This window comes from Ruegeria sp. SCSIO 43209, from assembly GCF_019904295.1.
Taxonomy (GTDB): Bacteria; Pseudomonadota; Alphaproteobacteria; order Rhodobacterales; family Rhodobacteraceae; genus Ruegeria.
This window is the reverse complement of the sequence record NZ_CP065359.1, coordinates 689,153-703,959: the sequence shown is the minus strand read 5'-3', so window position 1 is coordinate 703,959 and position 14,807 is coordinate 689,153. Positions and strand designations below refer to the sequence as shown.

Annotated in this window: 19 protein-coding genes; all 19 read right to left on the bottom strand. The window is 57.5% G+C overall.

The features are described 5' to 3' along the window. Positions 1-2: 2 nt before the first annotated feature. Entirely contained in the window at positions 3-1,547 is a 1,545-nt protein-coding gene (locus I5192_RS03590) for an NADH-quinone oxidoreductase subunit M (protein WP_170403976.1), read from the bottom strand. Next, positions 1,547-3,676, bottom strand: a complete 2,130-nt coding sequence (gene nuoL, locus I5192_RS03585; protein WP_170397036.1) for an NADH-quinone oxidoreductase subunit L — start codon at positions 3,674-3,676, stop codon at positions 1,547-1,549. Before nuoL ends, I5192_RS03590 begins: the two co-directional genes overlap by 1 nt. Before the next feature lie 6 nt (positions 3,677-3,682). Next, a complete protein-coding gene (gene nuoK, locus I5192_RS03580) occupies positions 3,683-3,988 on the bottom strand; it encodes an NADH-quinone oxidoreductase subunit NuoK (protein WP_005984024.1) in 306 nt (101 codons plus the stop codon). Positions 3,989-3,992: 4 nt separating this feature from the next. After that, positions 3,993-4,595: an NADH-quinone oxidoreductase subunit J gene (locus I5192_RS03575; RefSeq protein ID WP_223117777.1), complete on the bottom strand. Its 603-nt coding sequence runs from the start codon at positions 4,593-4,595 to the stop codon at positions 3,993-3,995. Next, positions 4,592-5,002: a carboxymuconolactone decarboxylase family protein gene (locus I5192_RS03570; RefSeq protein ID WP_010442761.1), complete on the bottom strand. Its 411-nt coding sequence runs from the start codon at positions 5,000-5,002 to the stop codon at positions 4,592-4,594. Before I5192_RS03570 ends, I5192_RS03575 begins: the two co-directional genes overlap by 4 nt. Next, a complete protein-coding gene (gene nuoI, locus I5192_RS03565) occupies positions 4,999-5,493 on the bottom strand; it encodes an NADH-quinone oxidoreductase subunit NuoI (RefSeq protein WP_170397042.1) in 495 nt (164 codons plus the stop codon). The genes I5192_RS03570 and nuoI overlap by 4 nt, the downstream gene beginning before the upstream one ends. A 1-nt stretch (position 5,494) precedes the next feature. Next, the gene (nuoH, locus tag I5192_RS03560; RefSeq protein WP_039534288.1) at positions 5,495-6,532 is read right to left on the bottom strand and encodes an NADH-quinone oxidoreductase subunit NuoH; all 1,038 of its coding nucleotides are present in this window, start codon (positions 6,530-6,532) and stop codon (positions 5,495-5,497) included. Further along, complete coding sequence (locus I5192_RS03555) at positions 6,525-6,740, bottom strand: hypothetical protein (RefSeq protein ID WP_170424099.1); 216 nt, start codon at positions 6,738-6,740, stop codon at positions 6,525-6,527. The genes nuoH and I5192_RS03555 overlap by 8 nt, the downstream gene beginning before the upstream one ends. Further along, positions 6,737-8,758 carry an NADH-quinone oxidoreductase subunit NuoG gene (gene nuoG, locus I5192_RS03550; protein ID WP_223117776.1) on the bottom strand — a complete coding sequence of 674 codons (2,022 nt, stop codon included), beginning with the start codon at positions 8,756-8,758 and terminating at the stop codon, positions 6,737-6,739. Before nuoG ends, I5192_RS03555 begins: the two co-directional genes overlap by 4 nt. A 2-nt stretch (positions 8,759-8,760) precedes the next feature. Next, positions 8,761-9,165 (bottom strand): DUF5333 domain-containing protein, encoded by a 405-nt coding sequence (locus I5192_RS03545; RefSeq protein ID WP_255612031.1) that lies wholly within the window; start codon positions 9,163-9,165, stop codon positions 8,761-8,763. Positions 9,166-9,263: 98 nt separating this feature from the next. Continuing rightward, entirely contained in the window at positions 9,264-9,620 is a 357-nt protein-coding gene (locus I5192_RS03540) for a hypothetical protein (protein WP_255612030.1), read from the bottom strand. A gap of 79 nt (positions 9,621-9,699) precedes the next feature. After that, entirely contained in the window at positions 9,700-10,203 is a 504-nt protein-coding gene (locus tag I5192_RS03535; RefSeq protein ID WP_170403991.1) for a DUF3291 domain-containing protein, read from the bottom strand. After that, complete coding sequence (locus I5192_RS03530; protein ID WP_170424105.1) at positions 10,200-10,616, bottom strand: MAPEG family protein; 417 nt, start codon at positions 10,614-10,616, stop codon at positions 10,200-10,202. Before I5192_RS03530 ends, I5192_RS03535 begins: the two co-directional genes overlap by 4 nt. 5 nt (positions 10,617-10,621) lie before the next feature. Next, positions 10,622-11,920, bottom strand: a complete 1,299-nt coding sequence (gene nuoF / locus I5192_RS03525; protein ID WP_170397053.1) for an NADH-quinone oxidoreductase subunit NuoF — start codon at positions 11,918-11,920, stop codon at positions 10,622-10,624. Positions 11,921-11,927: 7 nt separating this feature from the next. Continuing rightward, positions 11,928-12,155 carry a DUF5337 domain-containing protein gene (locus tag I5192_RS03520; RefSeq protein WP_170397749.1) on the bottom strand — a complete coding sequence of 76 codons (228 nt, stop codon included), beginning with the start codon at positions 12,153-12,155 and terminating at the stop codon, positions 11,928-11,930. A gap of 30 nt (positions 12,156-12,185) precedes the next feature. Further along, complete coding sequence (gene nuoE, locus I5192_RS03515) at positions 12,186-13,286, bottom strand: NADH-quinone oxidoreductase subunit NuoE (protein ID WP_223117775.1); 1,101 nt, start codon at positions 13,284-13,286, stop codon at positions 12,186-12,188. Beyond that, positions 13,286-14,509 carry an NADH-quinone oxidoreductase subunit D gene (locus tag I5192_RS03510; RefSeq protein ID WP_010442773.1) on the bottom strand — a complete coding sequence of 408 codons (1,224 nt, stop codon included), beginning with the start codon at positions 14,507-14,509 and terminating at the stop codon, positions 13,286-13,288. The genes nuoE and I5192_RS03510 overlap by 1 nt, the downstream gene beginning before the upstream one ends. Then, positions 14,509-14,634 (bottom strand): hypothetical protein, encoded by a 126-nt coding sequence (locus tag I5192_RS22435; RefSeq protein ID WP_010442774.1) that lies wholly within the window; start codon positions 14,632-14,634, stop codon positions 14,509-14,511. The genes I5192_RS03510 and I5192_RS22435 overlap by 1 nt, the downstream gene beginning before the upstream one ends. Beyond that, positions 14,634-14,807 (bottom strand): hypothetical protein, encoded by a 174-nt coding sequence (locus I5192_RS03505; protein WP_170397057.1) that lies wholly within the window; start codon positions 14,805-14,807, stop codon positions 14,634-14,636. The genes I5192_RS22435 and I5192_RS03505 overlap by 1 nt, the downstream gene beginning before the upstream one ends.

Genomic DNA, 14,807 nt, shown 5'->3' with positions numbered 1-14,807 from the left:
CCTTAATGCGAAGCGGCTGTCTGGGTTGCGGCTTCAGCCGCGGCCAGAGCCGTGTCATAGTTCGAGATTAGCGCTGCGGTGGATTGCCCGATCACATCGGTCACCAGCGAGGGATAAACCCCAAGCAGAATGGTCATCACGATCAGCGGCGCGAAGATCAGCCGCTCGCGCGAGCTCATGTCTGTGATGGCCTTGAGGCTTTCCTTGATCAGATCTCCAAAGACTACCCGGCGATAGAGCCATAGCGCATAGCCCGCCGAGAAAATCACACCGGTTGCAGCCACAGCCGTCACCCAGGTGTTGACCTGGAATGCGCCCATCAGGGTCAGGAATTCCCCGATGAAGCCCGATGTACCAGGCAAGCCGACATTGGCCATGGTGAACAGCATGAAGACCAGAGCGTAAGCCGGCATCCGGATGACCAAACCGCCATAAGCCTCGATATCGCGGGTGTGCATCCGGTCATAGATCACGCCAACACACAGGAAGAGCGCTGCGGAAATGAACCCATGACTGAGCATCTGGAAGATCGCGCCATCAATGCCCTGCTGGTTCGCTGCAAAGATACCCATGGTCACAAAGCCCATATGCGCGACCGAGGAATAGGCGATCAGCTTCTTCATATCCTCCTGCACCAGCGCAACCAGAGAGGTGTAGACAACAGCAATCGCCGACATCCACAGCACCACATCGGTCATCACCGCAGACCCCACCGGGAACATCGGCAGGCTGAAGCGCAGGAAGCCATAACCTCCCATCTTCAACAGGATCGCCGCCAGAACGACCGACCCCGCAGTTGGGGCTTGAACGTGGGCATCCGGCAACCAGGTGTGCACCGGCCACATCGGCATTTTCACCGCAAAGGATGCGAAAAAGGCCAGGAACATCAGCGTCTGCATGCCGCCGACGATATAGATGCCCAGTACGCTGAATCCTTCGGACGAGAACTGATGGCTCATCAGCGCCTCGATATCCGTGGTGCCCGCATCCGCATACATCGCAACCATCGCCACCAGCATCAGCACCGAGCCGAGGAAGGTGTATAGGAAGAACTTGAAGCTGGCATAAATGCGGTCTTTGCCGCCCCAAATACCGATGATCAGGAACATCGGGATCAGGCCCGCCTCGAAGAACAGGTAGAACAGCACAAGATCCAGCGCCATGAACACGCCTAGCATCAGCGTTTCCAGCAGCAGGAATGCGATCATGTATTCCTTGACCCGGTCCGTGACCTGCCAGCTGGCCAGAATGGTCAGCGGCATGATGAAGGTGGTCAGCAGCACGAAAAGAACGCTGATGCCATCCACACCCATTTTGTATTTCAGACCCAGCAGCCATTCGCCTTCTTCCACCATCTGGAAGCCGGTGTTGGACGGGTCAAAGCCGGTATAGATGCCGATTGAGACCAGAAAGGTCACGGTTGTGGCAACCAGCGCCACCCATTTGGCGTTGCGCTGCGCGGCTACGTCCTCGCCATGCAGAAACAGGGCCAGAATGCCTGCTGCGATGGCGGGGATGAAGGTGACAATAGATAGGATATTGTCCATTAGTTTGCGCCTCCGCCGATCGACATCCAGGTGACAAGAGCGGCGATGCCCAAAACCATCCAGAAGGCGTAAGTAAAGATGTAACCCGTCTGAGCTTTGCCTGCGAGGCGGGTGAAGAAGGGCACCACGCCCATCGAAACCCCGTTCAGGAAGCCATCAATCGTGTTGCCGTCACCGCGTTTCCACAGGAACCGACCCAGCGCAACGGTAGGTTTGACAAAGATCGCGTCGTAGATCTCGTCAAAGTACCACTTGTTCTTGAGAAACAGGTACAGCGGCCGCTGGTTCGCCGCCAGACGTGCGGGCAACGACGTGTTCACGATGTAGAACCAATAGGCGACGACAAAACCCAGCAGCATGGCAACAAAAGGCGATACTTTGACCCATTTCGGAGCCTCATGCGCATCGTTCAGGACATTGTTGTCAGGTGCCATATACAGCGCGCCTTCGCCCGGCTCACCGCCAAAGCTGGCATGCTTTTTGTCCGCCTTGTAGTCACCCTCGCCTTTATCAGCCTTCGCGTCGAATTGGTCGTCATCTGCCTTGGCCTCACCATGAGATGCGTCTGCGGCAACTTCGCCATGACCGCCGGTCTCTTCCGCCAGCGGAATACCGTAGAACTTGGCCACTTTATCGGTGTAGCCGAAGAACTGGTTGTACCACAGCATCCCCGAGAATACCGCGCCCAGAGACAGTACCCCCAGCGGGACCAGCATGACCATCGGACTTTCATGCGCGTGCTCATGCGTATGCTTGTCGCCACGCGGCTCGCCATAGAAGGTTAGGAATATCAAACGCCAGCTGTAGAATGAGGTGAACACCGCTGCGATTACCAACATCCAGAAGGCATAACCTGTGCCACCTACAAAGGCGCTTTCGATGATGGCATCCTTCGACAGGAACCCGGCGAAGCCAAACGTGGTCAGCGGGATGCCCACACCGGTAATGGCCAGCGTGCCGATCATCATCGCCCAGAACGTATAGGGGATTTTCTTCCGCAGACCGCCGTACTCGGTCATCTCTTGCTCATGATGCATCGCATGGATCACTGAACCAGCACCAAGGAACAGCAGCGCCTTGAAGAACGCGTGCGTCAGCAGATGGAACATCGCGGCTGAGTACATGCCAACGCCGGCGGCGACAAACATGTAACCCAATTGCGAACAGGTCGAATACGCAATGACCCGCTTGATATCGGTCTGCACCAAGCCCACGGTTGCTGCGAAAAACGCCGTCGAAGCGCCAAGGAAGGCTATGAACCCGGTGGCCCCCGGTGCGAACTCCATCAGCGGCGACATACGGCAGACCAGGAACACACCTGCGGTAACCATGGTCGCAGCGTGGATCAGCGCGGACACAGGGGTCGGACCTTCCATCGCATCCGGCAGCCAGGTGTGTAGTATCAACTGCGCCGATTTACCCATCGCGCCGATGAACAGCAGAACACAGATCACCTCGATCGCAGTCCACTCACCCCAGAGGAAGCTCAGTTTTTCCTCCGCCAATGCCGGGGCCGATGCGAATATGTCTGAGAAATTGATGCTGTCGGTCAGGAAGAACAGCGCGAAGATCCCAAGCGCAAAGCCGAAATCGCCCACTCGGTTCACGATGAACGCTTTCATCGCCGCTGCATTGGCGCTGGGCTTGCGATAATAGAACCCGATCAGCAGGTACGAGGCGACACCCACGCCTTCCCAGCCAAAGAACATCTGAACCAGATTGTCCGCCGTCACCAGCATCAGCATGGCGAAGGTGAAGAACGACAGATAGGCAAAGAAACGCGGCTTATAGCTTTCGCCTTCACGCCATTGCGGGTCGTGATCCATGTAGCCGAACGAATACAAGTGAACCAGCGCCGAAACGGTCGTCACCACGATCAGCATGATCGCCGTCAGACGGTCCAGACGAATGGCCCAGCTTGTCGACAGCGAACCACTTTCGATCCAGCGCATGATCTCGATCTGCTGGGTGTGGCCATCAAATGAAAGGAAGACGATCCAGCTGAGCAGGCAGGCCAGAAACAGCAGGCCCGTTGCGGTCCACATGGCGGCTTTCTCACCAATGAAGCGCCAGCCAAAACCGCAGATCAACGCACCCACGAGCGGGGCAAAGAGGATGGTGGTTTCCATATTCTCTTACCCCTTCATCATATTGACGTCTTCAACCGCGATGGTGCCACGGTTGCGGAAGAAGCAGACCAGAATGGCAAGGCCAATCGCCGCCTCAGCCGCCGCAACTGTCAACACGAACAGCGTAAAGACCTGCCCGACCAGATCGCCGAGGAAACTAGAGAACGCCACGAGGTTGATATTCACCGCCAGCAGCATCAATTCGATGCTCATCAGCAGGATGATGACGTTCTTGCGGTTCAGGAAGAGACCGAAGATGCCGATGACGAATAGCGTCGCCGCGACCGTAAGATAGTGTTCAAGTCCGATCATCGTCTCAAAGTCCCTGCCCCGGTTTCACGTCCTTCAACTCCATCGCTTTGGCCGGGTCGCGCATCATCTGGCCGATGATGTCCTGACGCTTGATGTCCTGACGGTGGCGCAGTGTCAGCACAATGGCACCGATCATGGCCACCAGCAGGATCAGGCCCGCCAGTTGGAACAGAAGGAAGTATTGATCGTATAGAATGACGCCGAGCGCCTCAGTGTTGTGGCGGTTGCTCGGTACCGGCTGCGCCAGATTGGCGGCGGCACCCTGCGCGCTGTCCCATGCTCCGATGGCCATGACGAACTGCATCAGGATCACCAATCCGATCAACAGCGCCAGCGGCATGTAGCGCGCCATCTCGGCCTTCAGCTCGGCAAAGTCCACATCCAGCATCATCACCACGAAGAGGAACAGAACCGCAACCGCGCCGACATAAACGATAATCAGCAGCATCGCCACGAACTCGGCCCCCAGCAGCACGAACAGGCCCGCAGAGGACAGAAAGGACAGGATCAGCCACAGCACCGAATGCACCGGCTGGCGGCTGATCACCGTGAACAGCCCGCCGGTGATGGCGCTGATGGCAAACAGATAGAAGGCAAAGACGGTCATTGATCCTCATCCTCGTTATCACCCATGACCTCTTGCGCCAGATCCAGCGCACGGGTCATGGCCGGGATGCCGGCAAAGACCGACATCTGACCGATCGTTTCCACGATCTCTTGTTTCTTGGCGCCAGCTTCCAGCGCATGGCGCACGGTCTGACGCACCGCCGAGTCCGCCTGAGCGCCCTGACAGGTCAGCCCGGCCAGCGTCAGCAGAAGGCGAGTTTTGGCGTCCAGCCCGTCCTTGTTGACGGTATTGCCGAACATCATCTCCATGACCTCTTTGGGCATGGTTGGCCACAACGCCTCAAACCCTTTGGGCGAGAAATTCTCCATCGCCGGGTTCATCGCCTTGGCCATGTCCTGAGCTTGCTTCATCATCAGCTCGAACGGATTTGTCGGACTGTCACTCATCTGTACGGCGCGTCCATTTCCAGATTGCGAGCGATTTCGGCTTCCCAGCGTTCGCCATTATCCAGCAGTTTCTGCTTGTCGTAGAACAACTCTTCCCGGGTTTCGGTGGCGAATTCGAAATTCGGGCCCTCGACGATGGCATCAACCGGACATGCCTCCTGGCAGAAACCGCAATAGATGCATTTGGTCATGTCGATGTCATAGCGCGTGGTGCGGCGGCTTCCGTCTTCGCGCGGCTCGGCATCGATGGTGATGGCTTGTGCAGGACAGATCGCTTCGCACAGTTTGCAGGCGATGCAGCGTTCCTCACCGTTCGGATAACGGCGCAGGGCATGTTCACCCCGGAACCGCGGGGACAAGGGCCCCTTTTCATGCGGGTAGTTCACGGTGGCTTTTGGGGCGAAGAAGTATTTCAAGCCCAATTTCATTCCGACCCAGAAGTCCTGCAGCAGGAAATACTTGGCGGCGCGGGTGTAGTCGATTTGAGTCATATCAGCCTCCTACGCTCCAACGGGCAAACGCGCCCCAGAACCAGTCGAATTTCGCCGCGAAGGCCACGAAGACGACCCAGACGAGGCTGAACGGCAAGAACACTTTCCAACCCAGGCGCATCAACTGGTCATAGCGGTAGCGGGGTGTGATCGCCTTGACCATCGCGAAGATGAAGAAGAAGAACGCCATCTTGGCAACCATCCACAATACGCCGTCAGGCAGGCCTGGGATCGGGGACAGCCAGCCGCCAAAGAACAGCAGTGTGGTCAGAGCACACATCAGGAAGATGGCGATGTATTCACCAGCCATGAAAAGCAGGAAAGGCGTGGCCGAGTATTCGACCTGATAGCCTGCAACCAGTTCCGATTCCGCCTCGGGCAGATCGAAAGGTGGCCGGTTGGTTTCAGCCAATGCCGAGATGAAAAACAGGAACACCATCGGGAAATGCGGCAGCCAGTACCAGCTGAAGAACCCGAACGAGCCATCCTGTGCGCGGACGATATCACCAAAGTTCATCGAACCGGTCGAGATGATGATGCCGATGATGATCAGACCGATGGATACCTCGTATGAAATCATCTGCGCGGCAGAGCGCAGCGACCCAAGGAATGGATACTTTGAGTTCGACGCCCAACCACCCATAATCACGCCATAAACCTCAAGCGATGAGACTGCGAAGACATAGAGGATGGCGACGTTGATGTCCGACAGGACCCAGCCATCGTTGAACGGGATCACCGCCCAGGCGATCATCGCGAGGACAAAACTGGTCAATGGTGCGAGGATAAACACTGTACGGTCGGCACCTGCGGGAATGACGACCTCTTTCACCACATATTTCAGTGCGTCCGCCACCGATTGCAGCAGGCCGTATACGCCGACAACGTTGGGGCCGCGACGCATCTGGACGGCGGCCCAGATCTTGCGGTCGCCGTAAACGAGGAACAACAGCGAGATCATCACGAACGCAACAACAGCAAGCACTTGCGCCAGAATGATGATGGCTATTCCGCCTGGGGTGTTAAAGAAGTCAGCCATTGGTCCTCACACCGTGGGTATTTTGATTTCCGCGTGCGATGCAAAGGCCAGATGCCTGCGCAATCTGCGGCTGGGTCGGCGCGTTGGTGTAAACAGCATCTGCCGTCTGTACGCCACCCTTAATCTTCAATTTCACACGCAAATCCGGCGCGGCTATCTGCCACCCGGGCACCGCGTACGTCTGCGATATGAAACGTTTCTGGTTCATTCAGCCGCAATCTTCTCAGTCTTGCGGGTCTGCGCCTGTGCCGATAGTTCGGCCATCAATTGCGAGGCGCGGGCAATCGGGTTGGTCAGGTAGAAATCCTTGATTGCATTGCGGAAGCTGGCTTCTCCCAATTTTCCGGCTTGTAGCGCCGCTGCTTCATTCTCAATCACCTCATCAATGCGCGCCAGATGCGGAACAGATTCGAGCAAGGAGGTGCGCAACTGAGCCAATGTATCGTAGGGCAGAGTAGCCCCCAGCTCGGCAGACAACGCCCTTAGGATTGCCCAGTTTTCCTTGGCCTCTCCCGGTGCAAAGCCTGCGCGCATGGCGAGTTGAGGACGCCCTTCGGTGTTCACGAACAGACCGTTTTCTTCTGTGTAAGCCGCCCCCGGCAGGATCACATCTGCGCGGTGCGCGCCACGATCGCCGTGACTGCCCTGATAGATCACAAAAGCACCCTCGCCGATCTCGACTTCGTCAGCACCGAGGTTATAGATCACATCGGCCGCGTTGACCGCCTCCATGCCACTTTCGTTGGTCGCATCCACATCCATCGCACCTACGCGCGATGCCGCGGTGTGCAGAACGATCAGCCCACTTTCGGTATTGCTTGCAATGGCTTGCGCGGCGGCCAGAACGGCAGAGCCATCGGCCTCCTGTAGCGCGCCCTGCCCGACGATGACAAGAGAGCGCTTGCTCTTGATCTCATCATCACCACCCATATCAACGATGGTCTGCAGCGCGGCACGGTCGCTGCCTACATGGTGATACTCATAGGTCAGATCGACGGCAGGCCCGACCAAGGCCACCTCGGCGCCGTGTGCCCAGGCCTTGCGGATACGAGCATTCAAAACCGGAGCCTCGTCACGCGGGTTGGTCCCGATCAACAGGATACGTTCAGCTGCATCAATATCTTCGATTGCCGCGGTCCCGGCATAGGCTGCTCGGTTACCCGCAGGCAGTTTGGCGCCGTCGGTGCGGCACTCAACGATACCGCCTTGCCCTTCGATCATCTGTTTCAGCGCATAGATGGCCTCAACCGAAGCCAGATCACCTACGATCCCAGCCGGTTTCTCGGCCCCCTTAAGAACCTCAGCAGCTTTGTTCAGTGCTTCTGGCCATGTGGCAGGACGCAGCTTGCCGTTTTCGCGCACATAAGGCCTGTCCAGTCGCTGACGCCGTAAGCCGTCCCAGACAAAGCGGGTCTTGTCGCTGATCCATTCCTCGTTCACACCGTCATGGTTGCGCGGCAGAAAGCGCATCACTTCACGCCCTTTGGTATCTACACGGATGCTTGAGCCCAAAGCGTCCATCACGTCGATACTCTCGGTTTTGGTCAGTTCCCAAGGGCGAGCGGTGAATGCATATGGCTTCGAGGTCAACGCCCCTACCGGGCACAGATCGATGATGTTGCCCTGCAGGTTCGAATCCAGCGTCTGGTTCAGGTACGAGGTGATCTCGGCATCTTCGCCGCGTCCGGTCTGACCCATCTGGGTGATCCCGGCGACCTCTGTGGTGAAGCGCACGCAACGAGTACAACTGATGCAGCGAGTCATCGCGGTGCCAACCAGCGGACCAAGGTCCAGATCATCCACGGCACGCTTGGCTTCTTTGAAGCGCGTCCCTGACAGACCATAGGCCATGGCCTGATCCTGCAGGTCACACTCACCGCCCTGATCGCAGATCGGGCAATCCAGCGGGTGGTTGATCAGCAGAAACTCCATCACCCCTTCGCGGGCCTTCTTGACCATGGGCGAGTTCGTCTTGACCACCGGTGCCTGCCCTTCCGGACCCGGACGCAGATCGCGCACCTGCATCGCGCAGGAGGCCGCCGGTTTCGGCGGGCCGCCCACGACCTCGACCAGACACATCCGGCAGTTCCCGGCAATCGACAGACGCTCGTGATAGCAAAAGCGCGGCACCTCGACCCCGGCCTGCTCGCAGGCCTGGATCAGTGTCATCGCGCCATCGACTTCGATTTCCTGCCCGTCGATATTGACTTTGCGGAGGTCAGACATCGCTAGTTCGCCCTCAAATACACGCCTATGGCGCTGTTTCTTTCAATCTCTTTCCGCCCTAACGTGCAGAAAGAATTGGGATTTTCATAAGACACGCCGTTTTGGATCAGATACGCCTCACCTTTGGCGCGCATCCTGTCTTTTTCGGCATCCGAGTCCACATAGGCGCGGATTTCCTTGTCCGAATATCCCAGTTTGTTCGCCTTGGACCGCAGATCCCACATCACCCCAATCGCCTTAAGTCGACGCCCGCTGATCGACGGACAGTACTCCGAAATCTCATTTGCGATCGCGATGTAGTAGAGTTCGTTGTCGATCTCTTTGACATCCCTCAAGGGTGGTTTGGCTTCGGCCATTACAGGCATCGAAATCGCGCAAATCGCGGCCAGAAGTCGTACAACAGTCATGACATTTCCTTTCGTCTTGGGATTCCCAAGACGGCGGTCAGCCGGGCTGCTATGCAATAACAGCCCATGGGTTTTGCCGTGATATGCGATACGGTGGCTCATGGTCGCTGACAGCTTCCGGCATATGTCAGCTTATCGTTTTCGATCCGTAGATTTTGCGGCTCGGTCTCCGGCCCAACCTTCCATACAATTCTGGACGATCCAAAATTCTGGATGCAGAATTTTGTGCCCTCATAACGGCCTGCTTCGCGTGCGCCTTCCAATGACTGCGAAACGCCATTCACAGTCACAGTGAAATCGGTAGGTGTCGTCTTCTTATCCACGTGTTTAGCGTTGGCGTTGAAGAAAATGCCGTCAAACGCCACGCGGGTCGCCCTCGATTTCGCTGTACCGCAGGCAGATACAAGTAAGCTTCCCACCAATACCATTGTCATTACGAATACGCGTTTCGCCATCATGACCACTCCTGTTTCGTGGCTGGCGCTTGTGGCATCCGCTGATGCGCAGGAGAAAGCGTATGAATCAACATCCCGTTCACTCCGCCGCGACCTGTACGCAACGATTGTCGCGCCACTTGCTGGCCTGTTTCAATTCTGCCCACCCAAAGGCATGCTCGCTGGGTCCTTCCGAGCGCAGCTTTTCCAGACGATCCAGCGCTTCAGCCAAACTGGGGCAATGCCCTTCCCGCACCCACCACATGACAAAATGTTGTTCGCCAAGGATTTCGAACCACTCTTGCCGACGCTCGTAGAACTGTTTGTGGATAGTCCCCCAAACAAATTTCTCAAGGCTGGCGACGTCTTCCCAAACCGTCAGGTTCGCGACGAATTGCGGATCATCCCCGATGCTGTTTTCGGTGTTGCCTGTTCCCGGTTCTCCGGACCCTTCCATCATCCAGACAAAGCCGGACATCCGCTTGCCAAGCCCGTTGACGCGATCCAGGTTGGCCATGAATTCAGCCACGCGCGGATCGTCTGTTGGCGCCAACAAACGGCCGACATTCAACTCGGCCAGATGATATCCTTCGGGCTGGATCAAAACGCGGCCACCAGCGCAATAAGGCCAAGAATGAACATGCAGGCCCATCCAACCACATAAGCAACAGACCGGACCCCGCTATGCGGCTTGCCGATCCCGCGCAGGTGAATCACCAACATAACAACCCGCGCCAGCAGCGCTACTGAGGCCAGCAGGTTCACCCAGAACGGGCTGGCCCCCAACAGGATCGCCGCGACTGTAACAGTCAAAAAGGCAGGCAGAGTTTCAGTGCCGTTCAGATAAGCGCGGTTCAAACGATAGGCCCTGTCCGAATAATCCTGATCCGGAGTGGCCCCCGGTGCCAGCCCCTTGCCCGCTTTTGCAAGCGCCGAGAACGGCGACATGAACAGAACGATCAGGGTAAAGATCACCAAAGCGGCGATCGCGTGGGAATATTCGGCATAGACTTCCATCGATTTTACTCCGCTGCCATCGCACCCATGCGGCCCGATTTCTGGGCCTTGATGCGGTCCTCTATTTCTTCTCGGAAATTGCGGATCAGACCTTGGATCGGCCAGGCCGCCGCATCGCCAAGGGCGCAGATCGTGTGGCCTTCAACCTGTTTGGTGACGTCAAACAGCATGTCGATCTCTTCCAGTTCGGCTTCACCGCGTACAAGACGATCCATCACGCGCATCATCCAACCAGTGCCTTCACGACATGGCGTACACTGGCCGCAACTTTCGTGCTTGTAGAACTTCGACAACCGCCAGATTGCCTTGATGATGTCGGTGGACCTGTCCATCACGATGACCGCTGCCGTGCCCAGACCCGAACCCAGTTCTCCGCGCAGATAGTCAAAATCCATGATCGCGTCGCGCATGTTCTCACCGCGCACGCATGGCACCGAAGACCCGCCGGGTATTACCGCCAGCAGATTGTCCCAGCCGCCACGAATGCCGCCGCAATGGGTTTCAATCAGCTCTTCGAAGGAAATCGACATCGCCTCTTCGACGACACAGGGGTTGTTCACATGGCCCGAGATCGCAAACAGCTTGGTGCCCGCGTTGTTCTGACGGCCAAAGCCTGCGAACCAGTCGGCACCACGCCGCAGAATCGTGGGCACAACGGCAATCGATTCCACATTGTTCACCGTGGTCGGGCAGCCATAAAGACCCGCACCCGCCGGAAACGGAGGCTTCATGCGCGGCATACCCTTCTTGCCCTCAAGGCTTTCGATCAGAGCAGTTTCCTCGCCGCAGATATAAGCCCCAGCGCCGTGATGCAGGAACAGGTCGAAATCCCAGCCGGAACCAGCAGCATTCTTCCCGAGCAGACCCGCGTCATAGGCTTCGTCAATCGCCGCCTGCAGAGCCTCACGCTCGCGGATGTATTCGCCGCGCAGGTAGATGTAGCAAGTATTCGCGTTCATTGCGAAAGACGCGATCAGGCACCCCTCGATCAGCGTGTGCGGATCATGACGCATAATCTCGCGGTCTTTGCACGTCCCGGGTTCGGATTCATCCGCGTTCACCACCAGATAAGCCGGGCGACCATCGCTTTCCTTGGGCATGAAAGACCATTTCAGACCGGTCGGGAAACCCGCACCACCACGGCCGCGCAGACCTGAATCCTTCATCGTCTGGATGATCCAGTCACGGCCCTTTTCAATCAGGCCAGCGGTGCCGTCCCAATGCCCCCGGGCCTGCGCGCCTTTCAAAGTGCGCTCGTGCATCCCGTAGATGTTGGTAAAGATCCTGTCCTGATCCTTCAGCATCGCTCAGTTACCTTTGGCTGTCCTGACGCATGCGCCAGAGTTGAAAAATGTTGACGCCCGCATAGATGAAACCTGCCAGAGCGGCAAAATCAAACAGCAGCGCATAGCGCGCGGTCAAGCCCAGCGCCGGGCCGATGAACAAATTCATGGCCAGCCAAATCACCATCGTCACGGCGATGACGATGCCGATATGTCGGCCCTTGCGGGCTATGGCCAGTTCCTTGTCTTTATCCATCTCGTCCTGATGCCCCAAACGGGCACACATCTAGTCCTCGTAAGTGCCGTCTTCCTTGGCACGTTTGGCGAAATCGGTCTCTATACCCGTCGCCAATTTCGCGGCTTGTTCGATCCACCCGTCCCGCTCGATCCGGCCTTTGAATTTCAGCCGTGCATCCACCCACGCCACTTGCTCGGGTGTCCATGCAGCGATCTGGTCATAGTGGTAAAAGCCCAACTCGTTCAGAGTCTCTTCCAGCTTCGGACCTACGCCCTTCAGCATCTTCAGATCATCGGGCTTGCCATCGCGCGCACTGCTCAGCGTTTCCGGCTGATCCTCTTTCGCTGCTTTCGCCTCAGCGGCTTGTTTCACCGCTGGCTTCGCCGAGGCTGGCGCTTTGGGCGGCTTCGGCGCAGCTTTTGTAGCAGCAGCCTTGCCATCCTTGCCCAGCCACGGCGTCAGGATCGGAACTTCGGTTCCGTCGATGCGCTTGACCGTATCGCCCAGATCGCTCGCAAGCTGAACGCTTGCGTTATACTGCGTTCTGCCGCTGTCATACTCCGTCAGGCTGGTCAGCCCCTTCAGAGGTTCCGCCGCATAGCGCCCGTTCTGAGGACCCGGAGTCGGCACTTTGCCCGCCACCAGATCATCGAGAATCTTGCCAAAGCTCTCGGTCGTCAGATCTTCGTAGTAATCCTTACCGATCTGCGCCATCGGGGCATTGGTGCAAGATCCGAGGCATTCCACCTCTTCCCAGCTCAGCTTGCCATCAGCAGACAGTTCATGCGGCTTTGCAGCGATCTTTTCCTTGCAAACCACAATCAGGTCCTCGGCCCCGCAAATCATGCAGGACGTAGTGCCGCAGACCTGAATATGCGCAACCGAACCAACCGGCTGCAGTTGGAACATGAAGTAGAACGAGGCAACCTCAAGAACGCGGATATAGGCCATACCAAGCATGTCGGCGACGGATTCGATCGCCGGACGGCTCAGCCATCCCTCCTGCTCCTGCGCGCGCCACAGCAGCGGGATGACCGCACTGGCCTGACGCCCCTCGGGATATTTGGTTATTTGCGCTTCGGCCCATTTCTGGTTAGCAGCGGTGAAGGCGAAGCTTTCGGGTTGTTCGGCGTGAAGACGGCGGAGCATTAGCGGTCAATCTCTCCAAATACGACGTCCATGGTGCCGATAATCGCGGCGACGTCGGCCAGTTGGTGGCCTCCGGCGACGTGGTCCATGGCTTGCAAGTGCAGGAACCCCGGCGCGCGGAGTTTGGCGCGGTAGGGTTTGTTAGTGCCGTCGGCGACTAGATAAACGCCAAACTCGCCCTTGGGAGCTTCGACGGCGGCGTAGACTTCGCCCGCGGGGACGTGGAAGCCTTCGGTATAAAGCTTGAAGTGATGGATCAGGCTCTCCATCGAGGTCTTCATGTCCGACCGTTTCGGCGGGGTGATCTTTCCGCGCGCCAGAACGTCTCCGGGACAGTCGCGGATTTTGGCGATGGCCTGACGGATGATCAGCAGCGACTGGCGCATCTCTTCCATGCGCACCAGATAGCGGTCATAGCAATCGCCGTTCTTTCCGACGGGAATCTGGAACTCGAACTCGTCATAGCATTCATAGGGCTGTGCGCGGCGCAGGTCCCATGCCAGCCCCGATCCGCGCACCATTACGCCCGAGAAGCCGTATTTCTGAATGTCATCCTCGGTCACGACACCAATATCGGCGTTGCGCTGTTTGAAGATGCGGTTTTCGGTCAGCAGACCGTCGATGTCGTCCAGAACGGCGGGAAACTCGTGGCTCCACGCCTCGATATCATCCAGCAATTCCGGCGGCAGGTCCTGATGGACGCCACCGGGGCGGAAATAGGCAGCGTGCAGGCGGGCACCACAGGCACGCTCGTAGAACACCATCAGCTTTTCACGCTCTTCAAAACCCCACAGAGGCGGGGTCAGCGCGCCAACGTCCATGGCCTGAGTAGTCACGTTCAGCAGGTGGTTAAGAATACGACCGATCTCGGAATACAAAACGCGGATTAGCGAGCCGCGACGCGGCACTTCAACACCGGTCAGTTTTTCGATGGCCAGACACCAGGCATGTTCCTGGTTCATCGGTGCCACGTAATCAAGACGGTCGAAATACGGCAGATTCTGCAGATACGTCCGGCTTTCCATCAGCTTTTCGGTACCACGGTGCAATAGGCCGATATGCGGGTCGCAACGTTCGACGATCTCGCCGTCCAGCTCAAGCACAAGTCGCAGAACTCCGTGCGCCGCAGGGTGTTGCGGGCCGAAGTTAATGTTGAAGTTGCGGATCTTCTGTTCTCCGCTCAGCGCGTCCGTGCTGCCGTCATCGTATCTTGAGCCGTCCATCAACGCCCTCGTTTCTTCTTCGCTTCGGCCCGTACCCGGACCTTTTCCGCCTCAGCTGCCTTGGCAGCGGCCCCAGCCAACAGAACCCCAAGCGCCCCCAACGCAATCAGTTCCCCCAGACCCATCAACGGCGCTCCATCTCTTGCAGTTTCATGGCCATGATCCAAATCAGGATCAGCGTTCCAATCGGGATGACGCAGGCTACGACCCAGTATTTCTCGATCCCGAAATGCGGTAGCAGCTTCAGCATCGGGATAATCGTGGCAACCGTGACGGCAATCCAGATCAGGAACTCCAT